We start from the raw sequence: 13373 nt of genomic DNA on the forward strand, positions 1-13373 counted from the left end.
GATATGGCACGTTTGCTGTTTGCCATTACCCTAACGGTGTGCTGCCTACCCTTGTTGCCAGGGGTGGGCGGCTTATTCGCGACCGCCTTTGCATTCTTACCCACACTAGGGCTGACGGAGGCTAACTTTAGCGGCTGGCAAGCTGTCATGGCATGGCCGGGGCTATCACAATCTATTCAGCTAACGCTCATCTCGGGGTTAGGCAGTAGCCTGCTCGCGGTGGCACTTAGCTTTATGATTTTACAGGCTACTTGGCACACGCCTATTTGGCAAAAGATCAGTGCACGCTTGCCTGCGCTATTGGCATTACCACACGTCGCGTTTGCGATTGGTCTGGTTTTGCTGCTATCCCCGTCGGGTTGGCTGTTTCGCCTGTTAAGTCCCCTTCTCGGCGATCAACCCGTGACTTGGGCGCTGGTACAAGACCCTTATGTTATTGGGCTCACCTTGGCGCTGACGCTAAAAGAAACCCCGTTTTTACTATTGATGAGTCTATCGGTGCTGCGTCAAATTGATGTGTCTAGACTGACGATGGTATCAACCAGCCTCGGGTATAACCGCACCGCAACTTGGTTAAAAGTCATTCTTCCGCTTTGGCTGGCCAAAATGCGTTTCCCGATTTTTGCCGTCATCGCCTATAGCCTTTCAGTGGTTGATGTGGCGATGATCCTTGGGCCGAATACGCCGCCCACCTATGCGGTATTGGTATGGCAGTGGTTTAATGACCCTGATTTAGCGCTATTGCCTAGAGCCTCAGCCGGTGCCTTGCTGTTGTTTGCTCTGTGTGGCTTGGCTTTATTGCTATTTCGCTTTTTGGCGTGGCTTGGTTGCCAATGTCTCAATCGCTGGCAATACACGGGGCGCCGCCACGCATGGTTACCCGGCAAATCACTCTGGTGGCCGGTGTTTATCACTCCCCTTGCAATTATGCCTGTGTTGCTGATGTGGTCATTCGCGCTGCGCTGGTCATTTCCCGATTGGCTACCCAGCCGATATAGCTTACGGTTTTGGGAGCAAGAGCTTAGCTATGTGTGGTCATTGGCGGGGAACAGTATTGTTCTGGCGGTGGTCAGCGCCAGTGTCGCCTTGCTATTTGCCATCGGATGTCTGGAACGGTCAGTCAATCAGCAACGCTCAGTGCCGAGAGCGATCATCGCCATTCCGTTATTGGTTCCTCAACTCTCTATCTTGTTCGGTATTCAGGTGGCGGTGTATAGCCTTCCCGGCCAGTGGCACGTGCCGGCAACCCTTTGGGCTCACATTTTTTTCGCGTTTCCTTATGTGTACCTCGCACTCGATGGACCGTGGCAGCAATTTGATATGCGTCTTATGCAAACCGCCAGAAGCCTCGGTCTTAGCGCCACGCTTGCATGGTGGCGGGTGAAAGTGCCACTCCTTTTGCCCGCCATTATCTTGGCGTGGGCGGTCGGGGCAAGCGTTAGCTTAGCGCAATACCTCCCCACACAATTGCTGGGCGCGGGACGCATTAATACCCTGACCACAGAGGCGGTTAGCTTATCGAGCGGCCTTGATCGCCGTATCAGTGGCCTGTATGGGCTGATGCAAGCGATGCTTCCACTTGTCGTTTTCGCCTTAGCCACTGTGCTGAGCCGCATCGCTGAACGTCGCCTTTTACCTAAATCAACACCAACTTATTCAGGAGCTCAACACCATGACACTGTGTGTCAACCAACTCACCATAAACGCGCCTGATCAATGTTTGGTGCGTGAGCTGTCATTTTCGGTCGCTCCGGGAGAAATACTCACCGTGATGGGGCCCAGTGGCTGCGGAAAATCGAGTTTGCTGAGTGTATTGGCGGGGCACATCCAACCGCCCATGCATTACAGCGGTCAGCTGACGTTAAATGGTAAGCCCTTTGATCACTTACCGCCGGAACAGCGCCGTATTGGGATTCTGTTTCAAGATGATTTGCTCTTTCCGCATCTCAACGTCTGGCAAAACTTAGCCTTTGCCCTGCCTTCATCGATGAGCAAAGCGCAAAAACGTGATCAGGCCATCGCAACATTAGGGTCTGTCAATTTAGCGGAGTTTGCGGATTATGCCCCCAGCCAGCTTTCGGGCGGACAGCGTGCGCGAATCAGTGTGTTGCGTGCATTACTCGCCGCGCCCGATACCATCTTGCTTGATGAACCCTTTAGTAAGCTGGATAAGCCGCTGCGACGGGATTTTCGGGCCTTTGTGTTTGAGCAAATCGCGCAGCGCAACATTCCTGCGTTGATTGTGACGCATGATGCCGAGGATATTGCGGATCAGAGCCGCTGTTTAAATTGGCCGGCTCGCCCGACTGACCCCGCACCGCACGAGGAGATGCAGAATGCTTGATCGTTACGCCATCGCGATAATCCGCTGGCCATTGAAGCAGGCAGCGGTGCAGCTCACAAAATGGAGGGTAAAACCCGATACCGTCACGCTCTCAGGCTTTTTGATTGGCTTGCTGGCCGTGCCCGCTCTCGCGCTACAAATGTATTGGCTGGCGCTTGTGTTTATTATCATCAACCGACTTTTTGATGGCCTTGATGGTGCGCTCGCCCGCGAGCAAGGGCTCACGGACGCGGGGGGCTTTTTAGATATTACCCTCGATTTTATCTTCTACGCGGCCATTCCTTTTGGCTTTGCGCTAGCCGATCCGGCCAATAACGCCATCGCCGCCAGTTTTTTGCTGTTTTGCTTTATGGGGACTGGCGCAAGTTTTTTAGCGTTTGCAATTATGGCCGGCAAACACCAGATTGATAACCCGGTTTACGCCAATAAGTCGATGTATTACATCGGCGGGATCACCGAAGGAACGGAGACCATCGCGAGTTTTGTGTTAATGTGCCTTTTCCCAACATACATGGCGTGGATTGCCGGCATCTTTGGCGCAGCCTGTTTAATTACGGCAGCAACACGAGTCTGGGCGGGGTACCAAACGTTGCGTACGCTCGATACGCCCTCCTCCTAGCTTATAGCCACTGGTGCTGCAGCTGCTCTTTATCGCCTAAGTAATCGAGCAGCCAGCGCACCGGTGGTGATTCTTTATCCGAGCGCCATGCAATGCAGCACGGACTGCTTAATAGCGGCTCTTCAAGCGCAAGCTCCACCAGCTCTCCTCTCGCAATCGCATCTTCTGCCATGTGTGAAGGCATCACACCAATGCCTAACCCTGCCTTAAAACATTGCATGGCACTGTGCCAATTCGGTACCGTGAGGCGGCGCTGATTATCCAATAGCCAAGTGGTACGGCGCGGTAAACGGCGCGAAGTGTCTTCCAAACAGATAGCCGAATACGGCGCGAGCTGATCATTAGCCAGTGGCTGGGCACACTGGACGAGTGGATGCGAGGGGCTCACCACAAACCGCCAACGCAGGGTGCCCATTTCCCGATAGCGAAACGCGCCGCTCACTGGCACGGCAGCCGTGGCACCAATCGCAATATCGGCTCTATCATCCGCCAACGCATCCCATACGCCGTTAAATACTTCCATGGTTAGCAACAACTCGACATCAGGAAACGCATCGTAGAAATCCCGCACCAGCGTATTGACGCTATCTTCGCGCACGACGTTATCCAGCGCTAAGGCGACACTTTGTGTCCAACCATTGGCCACACGTTGTGTTTGCTGGCGAATAGTTTCCATGTTCTTAATCATCTCACGCGATTGAGAGACAAAAAACTCCCCCGCCGCCGTCAACCGAACCTGACGATGAAGCCGCTCAAACAGGGTAACCGCCAGTTTGTCTTCAATCTGGCGCACCGTGTAGCTCACCGCACTCGGCACTTTGTGCAACTCGTCGGCCGCCGCGGAAAAGCTTCCTCGCCGTGCGACCACGTCAATCACTTGAAAATCTTGGTAAGAAAACATTCAAATCAATTTTTTTGAAAGCAATGTTCAAATCATAGCGTTTCACAGCATAGATTGTTAGTCATAAACTGCTTGTTACACTATTCTTTACATCAAGAGATAAAAAATGAACAAACAAGTGCCGTTTATCACTCTGTTCTGGCTAGCAGGGCTAAGTATGCTGGGCTTTTTAGCCACTGATATGTATCTGCCTGCTTTTGAAGCCATGCAAGTCGATTTTGCTACATCGTCCGCAAATATTGGGTTGACCTTAAGTATATTTTTGCTTGGTATGGCTTGCGGTCAACTGGTTTATGGTCCGCTGTCCGACCGCGTTGGCCGTAAGCCTGCGCTATTGATCGGCTTGCTTCTTTATATTGTCGCGACTGTCGTATGCCTTTTCGCAAGTAATATTTATCTGCTACTCGGTGCACGTCTTGTTCAAGCATTGGGCGCATGTAGCGCGATTGTGATTTGGCAAGCGGTGGTCATTGATCGCTATGAGGGTAAACTGGGTCAGAAAGTGTTCGCCACTATCATGCCATTAGTTGCCTTATCTCCAGCTCTAGCACCATTATTAGGTGCCTACTTACTCCAGCATTTTGATTGGCGCAGTATTTTTGTGGTTTTATTTGCACTAGGACTTGTTTTCGTTGCACTTACTCTACGTGAAAAAGAAAGCTTAGCTAAGCCAGTACAAGACACTAAAATTATTGATAAACTTAAAAGTGACTACCAACAAGTTTTTAAATCAAAAAAATTCATCGGTAATATGCTCATTTTCGCGGGTTGTTCCGCGGCATTTTTTGCTTACCTGACAGGATCACCGTTCGTGATGTCCGCCATGGGTTATACCGAAGCGGATATTGGTCTGAGCTATATTCCACAAACCATTGCTTTTGTCGTCGGTGGCTACGCCTGTCGCCATGCCCTCAACAAGCTTAAAGATCACAGTATCTTGCCTTGGCTGCTTAAGCTGTTTGTTATCAGTGTCGTGGTTATCTTTTTGATCAGCTGGCGTACCGATGTTACCAACATCTGGGTAATTTTAGGTCCGTTCTGTTTCCTCGCGGCGGCGAACGGTGCCATCTATCCACTGGTCGTCAATCGCGCCTTGGAAGATTTCAAATCCTGTAGCGCGACCGCTGCGGGGCTGTTGAACTTCTTACAAATGATGGTCTGCTTCGTGGCGAGCGCGGTGGTGTCTGCGTTTGCAGCCTCCGGCTTGATCGCCGTCACCACGGTGATGCTGTCAACCTGTGCGGTGGTGATTATTGGCTTTGGCTTGGTCTGGCATGCAAACCGTCAAGCGCAAACGCTAGCAGCCGCGTAAGGCAACGGGGTTTAGAGACTAAAAAGGCGTCTTTCCAGACGCCTTTAAGTGGTCTTTTGCTTATCCGCTGGACTGCGGCATCGCGCGCGAGATGATCGCGGTCATATCAATGTGCGAAGGGAGCGTACCATATTGATGATATTCTGACGTTTCGACACGAGCTTGCACGAAGGACTCGGCAATGTCTTGTGCTCCATAACGCAACAGTGTCGCAGCTTGCCACAGTATCGCCATTTTCTCTATCACTTGGCGAGCACGATAAGCTAGCATCTCAGCATTACCTAGGTGTCGTTCCAGCAGATCTACCGCTCTATCAAAAGCGTCATTCGCCCCTGTCGCACAGCGTAATTCTGCAATGAAGACCGATACAGTATCCGGCTCTCGAGTCAGCACTCGGAGTAAATCCAAACATTGCACATTGCCCGATCCTTCCCAAATGGCGTTAACAGGTGCCTCACGATAAAGCCGACTGGCGACATTTTCGTTTACATAACCCACCCCACCCAAGCACTCCATCGCTTCATAGGTATGTTGTACTGCGCGCTTACAAATCCAATATTTACCAATAGCCGTGCCAATCCTAACCAAGGCGGCTTCATGTGGGTTATCCAGTTGTTCAAGCGCCCGAGCCAATCGCATGGAGATCGCGAGCGCGGCTTCTGACTCTAAGGCCAGATCAGCCAAAACATTTTGCATTAATGGCTGATGGTGCAAAGGTTTACCGAATACCTCACGCCCTGCTGTATGCCAAATGGCCTCTTTGGTGGCTTGTGCCATAAGAGCACTAGAGCCTATCATGCAGTCATAGCGCGTTAATGCCACCATTTGAATAATGGTTTTAATCCCCTTTCCTGGCTCACCTAACAGCCACCCCTGCGCATCACGAAACTCAATTTCCGAACTGGCATTTGATTGGTTTCCTAGCTTGTCTTTCAGACGCTGAATGTGAATCGGGTTTTTACTCCCGTCTTCTCGCCAACGTGGAACCAGGAAGCAGGACAAACCGTGGTCAGTTTGTGCGAGAACAAGAAAGGCATCACTCATGGGGGCGGAACAAAACCATTTATGCCCCACCAGTGAATAACGTTTACCTCCTCCGGGCGCTTCACAAGGCGTTGCATAGGTTGTATTAGCCCGCACATCCGATCCTCCTTGCTTTTCGGTCATTGCCATTCCGATAGTGACACCCGCTTTCTCAAACCAAGGAATGTTACGTCCATCGTAGCGACCACTCACGATTTTAGGCAGCCATTTTTCTGCGATATCTGCTTGAGCTTGTAATGCGGGTACGCTGGCAAATGTCATGGTGAGCGGACAGCCAGAGCCCGGATCGGCATGGGTGTGAAGAAATGCCATGGCAGCACGAACCACATGACACCCCGAGTTTTTTTCACACCAAGGCATGGCGCAATGGCCATGCTCGATAGCATGTGCCATGAGTTGATGATACGCAGGATGATAATCAACCTGATCAATTCGATAGCCAAAGCGGTCAACAGGCCGGAAAGTGGGCAGAAACTGATTCGTATCCATACCCGCCTCTAACAGGTCGCCGCCAATACGTTCACCAAAGGACGTTAAACGGTCTTTTCCCCATTGCCCGCCAAATTGTGTAACCCAATACTGTAAAATACGGTCCGCAGTGAAGGCATTATAATTTTCCAACGGCTTTGGTTGATTAAAAACAACATGTGTATCCGTTTGACGGTTCTTGCTTTCCATAGCTTGTTGCGCTCTCCATGTCTTTATCGAAAGTCATCATGTAAGTAGACGACGCGTTCACCTTTATGACTGTCAGTAGTCCAAGACAAGGCTGCCGTTATCATCAAACTGCCAACAATCGCCATAAGCCACTTCCCAAAGGTAGTTATCCGGATCGGCAAAGTAGCCGCTGTAACCTCCCCAAAAAACGTCTTGTGCAGGTTTAACAATACGACCGCCACATCGCTCTGCCAACGCCAACACATCATCCACTTCCTCTTTGGACCGCGTATTATGCGCCAACGTAATGCCACCAAAACCCGTCTCCGCCACAGCTGTGCCAGGTTTAATGTCATCAGCCAAGGCATCAATGGGGTACAGCGCCAAGCGTGTGCCTGCCGTACTAAAAAACACAATCCCCTCTTCGGGATGACTATGCGTGGGAAATCCCAACTGGCGATAGAAATCATAAGAGTGAGAGAGATCTGCAACCCCCAATGTGATGATACTAATTCGTGCTTCCATACCGTTGCTCCTTGGTTTAATCCGTTGGGGCGGTCAGTTTGTCTTTACCTAACCATGAAAAAGCGCGCAATAAATGGGGCACCGCCTCATCAATGATTTCGCCATGTGCCATGACAAGACGCTGTGGTGCCCAATGAATCAAGGTGCGAATGTGTGTTGCTAATTCGTCTTTGTGAAACCAAAAGCTTAATCGCCAATCAAGTGGTGTCTTACCATTGGGGGCTGTCACACCTGACCACTCGGCAATTTTGCGTTTAAAAGGTGGAAGTGCCTCTGGACGAAAATTTTCGATAAGATCAGTCACAATCAGCGTTTGGCTTTGCCGATGAAAAAACACGCATTCTGTCATCACTGGAGACCCTGTAATCAAACACTGGGCAATGTCATCTTGCCAAGCGGGCTCAAGCAGATCTTCAAACTGATAATCAAATCGTAAATCTTTTCGCTTTTTCGCCACTTGTTGGGTGCCAATAAGTTGCGCCTCGGGAAAGGCCTCAACCCATTCGGCTAAGTAGAGGTGGTGCAACTGGTTAGGGGCGATTAAATAGCGAACGGCCCCTAACGACGCCAGTTCACTGCGCAGTGCGCCAGTGAGCTTTATCGGGCTGTGAATCCATAGGGACTGATCGGCAAGCCTCACCACCACCATACGTGTGGTGTAGGGCAGCGTGAAAAAGGGAACAGCCTCGCCATCAGCTATCCAAATTGACGTATCGAGTTGATACACAGCACTCTCCTAATGACCGACTTTACACTGTAGCGTGTCAGCCAACCGGTAAGTGTGCGAATAATCACAGCCTTACAGAGTGCCTAACTGGACATGGCGCGTAATGTTTTTCAGTGTGACCCCTGCAGCTGCAAGGCGAGATTGCATATCATCCAGTGCGCGCTGGTAGTCATCACTTTGCTCAAAGCTAGCTAGCGTTTGCCTGTCTTTAAACATCAGCCGCACGGTTAAGCTTTGTGGAAAGCGTTGATAATTCACCTCATGCGTGAGCCATTCAAACCCCTCGACCTTTTCCATTGTTAACTCACAGACGTCAGTCAGTGCTTCTCGAATAGCTTTGTCATACTTCTTGTCTGTTTTTCGCATGATGCTTCTCTTCTACTGCTGGGTTTTCTTGTGTTTGGGGTCCGTGCGGCTGTGCTCGACAAAAATCAGCTCTTCGGTGGCAAAGCCTCGCTGTTTCGCCGCTGCAATAAACTGCTCCTTCACGGACTCCGAGACGGTTGGCGTGCGCGATAACAGCCATAGGTAATCGTGGTCAGGCCCCGAAATAAAGGCATATTGGTAGTTGTCATCCAACTCAAACACCACATACGATCCATAGAAAGGCCCAAAGAATGAAACCTTCAGGTACCCTGTTTTATCACTTTCAACGAAGTATGCCTTGCCTTCGGCTTCTTGCCATTGACCCTCTTCAAGGCTGTAGCCACGATTAATCACTTTGACGCCGCCGTCTTCACGTAAGCTGTATGTTGCGGTGACATCCGATAAACCCCGCTCAAAAGAGTGATCCAGTCGCGCCACTTCATACCAAGTGCCTAAATAGCGGTTAAGCTCAAAGTTTGTTACGGGTGTAACCTGTTTTGGCATGCCTAGACACCCAGTTAACATTAAGGACAATAACCCAATCATCCAGCGTCTTTTCATTGTTATTCCCTCTTTAAATCCAACATGATGAGTCTTACTCAACAACAAGTTTGATCGTTTACATGCTTTGTCAATTTTTGGTCAACTCGCTGTTTTTCTGCTTGCCAATGCGCCAAACCGGTGCTTATATAAGCGATCTTTAGTCACAGAGGTAATCACAATCCATGGACAGCGACCGATGTCGTGTTATGCCCTCCCCCGCTTCCTTTAACGAGGAGGTAATCGTATGTTAACACTCTTTATGGAACCCCAAACTTGGGTGGTCTTTTTTACCCTTCTGACCCTTGAAGTGGTATTGGGTGTTGATAACTTAGTCTTTATTTCTGTATTGTGTGAGCGTCTCCCCAAAGAGAAACGCCGCTTCGCGCGTACCTTGGGTATTGGTCTTGCCGTGATCAGCCGGATTGGCTTGTTGTTCTCCATCGCTTGGGTCATGTCGTTGACCGCGCCACTGTTTACGATTGGTACGGAACCGGTTACCGGTAAAGACCTTATCATGCTGTTTGGTGGTGGCTTTTTGCTGCTAAAAAGTACCAAAGAGCTGTGGGCATGGTTGGGCCATGGCGAACCCGTGAGCCACTCGACACAAGTTCGCACCGGCATGGCAGTAATTTTGCTGCAAATCGTTGCAGTAGATGCGGTGTTCTCGATGGACTCAGTGATCACTGCGGTCGGTCTCACCCAAGATGTACCTGTGATGGTCGCCGCCATTGTAACCGCCGCCATCATTATGATGATCGCGGCCGAACCCGTGAATAATCTGGTCAGCCGTTATCCTGGGTTTAAAACCTTGGCCTTGCTGTTCTTGGTGCTATTGGGCTTGCTGCTGATGGCCGAAGGTGCTGGCATTCATATCAACAAAGGCTACGTGTACGTTGCGATGGCATTTGGTTTGATACTTGAGCTCTGCCACATTCGATTGCGCAACAAGCAGCGCTTGAACATCAAGCGTATTCGTCCGCACTTTTCGTTGAAAGTGTCACGTCGGATTGCTGACAGCCGTTAATTCTCAGGGGCCGTCGCCACACTTTTGATGGCGGCGGCCCTATCTTTAAACTGGATTTTTCCCACACAGCATTGACCCAGCTGCGCATAGTGCGCTTGGACACGCCCCACAAGCTGATCAAGTGGCATGATTTGCCCACTCGACTGCCAGTGCTGACCGCCATCTTGGCTTAGCCAGCAAACGCCTTGGCTATCCACCAGCCGATCGTCTTCTGTGATCACGTTTTCACTCAGTGCTTCAAGCGACGCCGAGTCTGGCGCGTACGATAGTTCGTCATCGCCGTGCCAAATCAGGAGCGCTGGATATTCAAGAAACGCATTCATTGCTTGGGCTTAAACATGGCCAAATTGAGTTCAACAGACGAACCCATCCAACCGACGTGATCAGTATGATCAATGTAGTCATCACCCGTCACGCCATGCAAAAACACGGTTAAATTACCCCGGTGCGCCTCAAGCCACGCCATCACCTCATCGAACGCGGCTTTGTCAAAGGCGATCTGAAAACTCCTCTTTGGATGTGGGCCGACACATTTGCGATGAAAGCGGCCAAGATCGATCGGCAGTGACGATGCAGCGGCTGCTTGATAGATAATATCCGCCTGCGCTTCGGTATCGGCCTCATAGTAAACATGGGCGTGGTAAGCCTGATGAACATTGGGAAAAGCGTGTAAAGAAGACATAAGCATCATTCGATTCAACAAGATGGAATTGAGAATAGTTTACGTGAAACCAAGGCAAAGAAATAGTGACCAAAGGTGTGGCTATTCAATCATGGCGCTAATCAACGCTGCCTAACAAAAGGATAATAAGAAAAAGCGGCCGAGGCCGCTTTTGAAAGATACTGTTATTCCGTTACGGTCACTTAGTTTACCACTGAGTCATTAATGCCCCCGGCATTGATGGTACCCGAAGCACCAAACTCAACCGCTTGACGGATCATTTCAGCGTGCACGGCTTGCTCAGCAACTGCCTCCGATTGCGGGAAGATGAAGGTGCTATGGCTCGCGTTTTCCCCTTTAAAGGTGACAAAAGAACTGCTCCCTGCCTGCACAGGCGAACCCGTATCCACTGCTTCGCTAGGTCCTTTACCAAGGAACTTTCTCGCTAATGGCTCAGAACCAGCGAAATTATCAACAATGCCCGGAACCGTGTAGGCGACGTCGTTCGGTACCGTGTCATCACTATCAACTTGCTGCATATAAATTGATGTCGTATTACCATCAATGTAGGCAGCATTTGTATATGGGTCGACAGTATCGAGTAAGGTTTGGGCCGCATAGCTAAATTGCTGAATCACACCCTGAACCTCGGCACTTGCACTTGCTGAGCCGGTTGCCTCGAATGTCTGGTAGCAGATCACATTGTTTTCTGCGCTATTATCGAGCGTGCAATTGTCACCGGCAAAGGTCTGATAAGCGGTACTGCCTTTAAACGCAACACTGTGCTTAATCAAAGGACCAAACGAGTCCGACCCGAGGAGCAAGTTGGCAATTTGTCCCCCAGAATTCGCCACGCTTAGCGCAGAGAAATCATAGTATGGGCCAACACCTGTCGCCGCATTGTCACGGTTTGCCGCCGCAAACGCAGTGGTACCAACAATACCGCCCAGCGAATGACCTAGTAGGCGTGGTGCCGAAGTAGCAAAAGACGATATCGTCGCTAATGGCGTCCCCGCGAATCCCCCCGCCAATTGGGTGCGAGTCAAACCTGCCCGCAAACCCATTACATCCAACTCACTTTGGCGCACATTGTCACGCGCCACGGCCAAGTTACTAAGGTTCAGGTACGCTGTCACATCCACGTTAGCAGAACGCTTCGCATCCAAGCTACGCTGACCATGAAGCGGCAAATCAATCGCCATAATGGCTTGATTTGCATTGGCAAAGTTAGGCGCAAAGAAGTAGGCATTTTCTTTTGCCGAGGTAATCCCGTGCTGATAAACCGTGAGTTGGGTATCGCTATCAACCGTTGCTGGCGTAAACAGCAAGAAAGGTACCTCTTGCACCGATTTTATCTGCGGCACAGGGCTATAACGGGTAATAATCCGCTCAGGGTCTAATTGACTACCGTCAGCTTTGGTTAGCGTCACACCTGCCAGCTTGAACAGCTCGTTGACGATCTGTGATTTATCGTTACCCGTTAACACAGCGACGTTGACACCCGCGCCTGTCAACTGAGCGGTGATGGTCGCCTGCTGTTCAGGGTCTTGCAGCGCATTCAGTACCTTGACCAAGCTAGGGGTAGCTGACTCAAACGGCTGACTGTTCCAATTGCTATCCGTTTCCAGATAGTAAGGTAGCTTGATGGTACCTTTGCTCACATTAACATTGACGCCGTTAAACGCTGCCTTAAGCTTCGCCTTAATATTATCGGCATCATTGGGATCGAAGTACTTGGTAAACTGGGCATCGGCGTCCAATGCCGTATCGTAATCCTGAGTGCCGGTAATATCGATGGTGTAGGCATCCGATAAATCAGCATTATTGGGGTTGGCGCCCGCTTTCCACACAGCAGCAAGGTTCCCTGCAGTTAAGCCATTTGCCGTCGCTAGCTTGGTGTAGTTTAAGCTGTCACCCACCGATTGGGTTGAAAACCAGGTGGAGTAGACGATTTTGGTCGGTTCAACACCTTGTGCGGCAGCTACCAGTTTTTCAACTCCCTGAATCACCGCTTCTGGTGCTTCAAGTAGCGAGTCCTCATAAGTGACAGTCTGGGATTTTAATCCCGCATAGCTCGATGGCATGCCAATCGGATCGCCGTTTACATCCTGAATATCATCGGTTAGAGCAATAATGTACTCACTGCTGGCATTGAGATCCGCAATAGGTAACACCGTCAGTGTATCGCTGGCCGCATCGCTCAGTACTTGAAAGTCGGTACCTTGTTGGAGCACGGCTTTAACGTTAGGTGTTCCCGTCATTGATTCGGTCAGTTCAATGAGATAAACCCCATTACTTACAAGCCCTGAATTAAGGCCCGCGCCACGGAAATTAAATACCAAAGGCATCGAGGTTGACCAACCATCCATGGTATTCATGGCAGCCTTTGGGTTGGTAAGCGCGTTGTCACCTTCCGTGGGTATTTTTAGCGTCCCATCTTCACTGTCCATCAGCAAAAAGGTAGGAACAGGCATAGTCGGTTTAGCATCCACCAAGGTGAAGTCGACCGAAGTGGGTCGATCAATGGCGGTTTGAATATAACTTTCAAATTGAGGTGTGTTGGTATCACTGGCATTTTCATCGCCACACCCAGCCAAGATGATCGCAGTTGCCAAGACTGACAATTTTAACTGTGTTTTAAGCATCATGA

14 protein-coding genes are annotated in these 13373 nt (G+C 50.3%); 5 read left to right on the forward strand and 9 right to left on the reverse strand.

The window, feature by feature from the left end; genetic code table 11:
- Window positions 1-3: 3 nt before the first annotated feature.
- The 3 genes from EHW58_RS05760 to EHW58_RS05770 are packed head-to-tail and all read left to right on the forward strand — an operon-like array spanning window position 4 to window position 2963.
- Window positions 4-1713 carry an ABC transporter permease gene (locus EHW58_RS05760; protein WP_227486465.1) on the forward strand — a complete coding sequence of 570 codons (1710 nt, stop codon included), beginning with the start codon at window positions 4-6 and terminating at the stop codon, window positions 1711-1713.
- Window positions 1673-2344, forward strand: coding sequence for an ATP-binding cassette domain-containing protein (locus tag EHW58_RS05765; RefSeq protein WP_152795266.1), 672 nt, complete (start codon window positions 1673-1675; stop codon window positions 2342-2344). Before EHW58_RS05760 ends, EHW58_RS05765 begins: the two co-directional genes overlap by 41 nt.
- Window positions 2337-2963, forward strand: a complete 627-nt coding sequence (locus EHW58_RS05770; protein WP_152795269.1) for a CDP-alcohol phosphatidyltransferase family protein — start codon at window positions 2337-2339, stop codon at window positions 2961-2963. Before EHW58_RS05765 ends, EHW58_RS05770 begins: the two co-directional genes overlap by 8 nt.
- A gap of 1 nt (window position 2964) precedes the next feature.
- On the opposite strand, the gene punR is transcribed toward EHW58_RS05770, so the two are convergent.
- Entirely contained in the window at window positions 2965-3864 is a 900-nt protein-coding gene (gene punR / locus EHW58_RS05775) for a DNA-binding transcriptional activator PunR (RefSeq protein WP_152795271.1), read from the reverse strand.
- Window positions 3865-3970: 106 nt separating this feature from the next.
- On the opposite strand from punR, the gene punC reads away from it, so the two are divergent.
- Window positions 3971-5176, forward strand: a complete 1206-nt coding sequence (gene punC, locus EHW58_RS05780; RefSeq protein WP_152795273.1) for a purine nucleoside transporter PunC — start codon at window positions 3971-3973, stop codon at window positions 5174-5176.
- A 60-nt stretch (window positions 5177-5236) separates the two neighbouring features.
- On the opposite strand, the gene EHW58_RS05785 is transcribed toward punC, so the two are convergent.
- The 5 genes from EHW58_RS05785 to EHW58_RS05805 form a co-directional block, all read right to left on the reverse strand.
- Window positions 5237-6898: an acyl-CoA dehydrogenase family protein gene (locus EHW58_RS05785; protein WP_152795275.1), complete on the reverse strand. Its 1662-nt coding sequence runs from the start codon at window positions 6896-6898 to the stop codon at window positions 5237-5239.
- A gap of 72 nt (window positions 6899-6970) precedes the next feature.
- Window positions 6971-7402 (reverse strand): VOC family protein, encoded by a 432-nt coding sequence (locus EHW58_RS05790; RefSeq protein ID WP_152795277.1) that lies wholly within the window; start codon window positions 7400-7402, stop codon window positions 6971-6973.
- Window positions 7403-7418: 16 nt separating this feature from the next.
- On the reverse strand, window positions 7419-8129 hold the full coding sequence (locus tag EHW58_RS05795; RefSeq protein ID WP_370517830.1) for a DUF4336 domain-containing protein: 711 nt from the start codon (window positions 8127-8129) through the stop codon (window positions 7419-7421).
- 72 nt (window positions 8130-8201) lie between these two features.
- A complete protein-coding gene (locus EHW58_RS05800) occupies window positions 8202-8495 on the reverse strand; it encodes a hypothetical protein (protein ID WP_077577859.1) in 294 nt (97 codons plus the stop codon).
- A gap of 12 nt (window positions 8496-8507) precedes the next feature.
- Window positions 8508-9041, reverse strand: coding sequence for a lipocalin family protein (locus EHW58_RS05805; protein WP_370517135.1), 534 nt, complete (start codon window positions 9039-9041; stop codon window positions 8508-8510).
- Window positions 9042-9282: 241 nt separating this feature from the next.
- On the opposite strand from EHW58_RS05805, the gene EHW58_RS05810 reads away from it, so the two are divergent.
- Window positions 9283-10062 (forward strand): TerC family protein, encoded by a 780-nt coding sequence (locus EHW58_RS05810; RefSeq protein WP_152795281.1) that lies wholly within the window; start codon window positions 9283-9285, stop codon window positions 10060-10062.
- Here the strand turns inward: EHW58_RS05810 and EHW58_RS05815 are convergent.
- From EHW58_RS05815 to EHW58_RS05825, 3 genes are all read right to left on the reverse strand, one after another.
- A complete protein-coding gene (locus tag EHW58_RS05815; protein WP_152795283.1) occupies window positions 10059-10385 on the reverse strand; it encodes a DUF4144 family protein in 327 nt (108 codons plus the stop codon). The genes EHW58_RS05810 and EHW58_RS05815 overlap by 4 nt on opposite strands.
- Window positions 10382-10744, reverse strand: coding sequence for a DOPA 4,5-dioxygenase family protein (locus tag EHW58_RS05820; RefSeq protein ID WP_152795285.1), 363 nt, complete (start codon window positions 10742-10744; stop codon window positions 10382-10384). Before EHW58_RS05820 ends, EHW58_RS05815 begins: the two co-directional genes overlap by 4 nt.
- A 182-nt stretch (window positions 10745-10926) precedes the next feature.
- Window positions 10927-13368, reverse strand: a complete 2442-nt coding sequence (locus EHW58_RS05825) for a VolA/Pla-1 family phospholipase (protein ID WP_152795369.1) — start codon at window positions 13366-13368, stop codon at window positions 10927-10929.
- Window positions 13369-13373: the final 5 nt, after the last annotated feature.

This window comes from Salinivibrio sp. VYel1 (assembly GCF_009377945.1).
Classification (GTDB): domain Bacteria; phylum Pseudomonadota; class Gammaproteobacteria; order Enterobacterales; family Vibrionaceae; genus Salinivibrio; species Salinivibrio siamensis.